The 1,726-nt window shown below is 68.1% G+C and carries 1 protein-coding gene; it reads left to right on the top strand.

Annotated elements, in window-relative coordinates; translation table 11 throughout:
* On the top strand, positions 1-1,726 hold a 1,726-nt coding region (locus K288_RS49165), incomplete at both ends, for a condensation domain-containing protein (RefSeq protein ID WP_043162494.1).

The following is a 1,726-nucleotide window of genomic DNA, read 5'->3' as shown; positions in this document are numbered from 1 at the left end:
TTGAGGAGACGCTGGCGACCATCTGGGCCGAGCTTCTGGGGGTGGCGCGGGTCGGACGGCACGACAACTTCTTCGCGCTTGGCGGCCATTCGCTGCTGGCGGTTCAACTGATGGAGCGGCTGCGGCGGCTGTCGCTGGGGATCGAGGTGCGGACCTTGTTTGCCAAACCGGTGCTGGCGGATCTTGCCGCGAGCCTGGGCAGTCATCATGAGGTGGCGGTCCCGGCCAACCTGATCAGCGAGCAGAGTACGGCGATCACGCCGCAGATGCTGCCGCTGATCGAGCTGGCACAAGCTGAGATCGACCGGATCGTCGCCACGGTGCCCGGTGGCGTCGGCAACATCCAGGATATTTATGCCTTGTCCCCGTTGCAGGACGGCATCCTGTTCCACCATCTGCTCGCCAGCCAAGGCGATCCGTACCTGCTGATGTCGCAAATGGCGTTTGCCGACCGTGGGTTGTTGGACCGCTATCTGGCCGCGGTTCAGCGGGTGGCGGACCGGCACGACATTCTGCGCACGTCATTTGTCTGGGAGGGCCTGTCGCGCCCGGCGCAGGTGGTGTGGCGGAAGGCGCCACTGCTTGTGACCGAGGTTGAGCTGGATGCGTCCGGTGGTCCTGGCCACGCGCAGCTCCGGCGGCGGTTTGATCCACGCCAGTACCGGATCGATCTTGGTCAGGCGCCCTTGTCGCGGTTTGTGATTGCACGCGAGCCCGGCAGCGGGCGCTGGCTGCTGCTTCAGCTGCAGCATCATTTGATCGGGGACCACACGACCTCGGAAGTGATGCATGCCGAGGTGCAGGCCGTGCTTGACGGGCGCGAGCATGAGCTGAGCGCCCCGCAGCCGTTCCGCAATCTGGTGGCGCAGGCGCGCCTTGGCGTTGTTGCAAAGGCGCATGAAGAGTTCTTCCGGACGTGGCTCGGCGACATCGATGCGCCGACCACGCCGTTTGGGCTGAGCGAGGTGCGCGGCGACGGCAGCGGGGTGCATGAGGCGCGGCGGATGCTGCCGCAGCCGCTGCAGCAGCGGCTGCGCAGCCAGGCGCGGCGCCTAGGTGTGAGCCTGGCGAGCCTGTGCCATCTGGCCTGGGGGCAGGTGGTGGCGCGTAGCAGCGGCCGCGAGCAGGTGGTGTTCGGCACGGTGCTGTTCGGCCGCATGCAGGGAGGCGCCGGCGCCGACCGCAGCTTGGGGCTGTTCATGAACACGCTGCCGCTGCGGCTTGATCTGGACGGCACCGCCGTCGAGGCGTGCGTGCGGATCACCCACGCCCGGCTGGCCGAGCTGCTGGCGCACGAGCATGCCTCGCTGGCCTTGGCGCAACGCTGCAGCGGTGTTGCGGCGCCGGCGCCGCTGTTCAGCGCGCTGTTAAACTACCGCCACAACACGCCGGTGGCGAGCTCCGGACCGGATGATGTGCTCTCGGGCGTGGAATGGCTGGGCGGAGAGGAGCGCACCAACTATCCGCTGACCTTGTCGGTGGAGGATTTTGGCGAGGCGCTGGGTCTGACGGCGGACGCGGCGGAGCCGATATGTCCGGATCGGGTCTGCGGCTACATGCAGCGCGCGCTCGAGCAACTGGCGGAGGCGCTGGAGCGGGCGCCGGACACGCCGGTGCGGGAGCTGGAGATCCTGCCGGCCGCGGAGCGGGCGTACCTGTTGGAGGAGCTGAACCGGACGGCGGCGCCTTATCCTGCGGAGCGGTGCATCCACGAGCTGTTCGAGGC

It is taken from the genome of Bradyrhizobium sp. Ai1a-2, from assembly GCF_000426245.1.
Lineage (GTDB): Bacteria > Pseudomonadota > Alphaproteobacteria > Rhizobiales > Xanthobacteraceae > Bradyrhizobium.
Note: the sequence above shows the minus strand (reverse complement) of the source record. Positions and strands in the feature narration are given on the sequence as shown.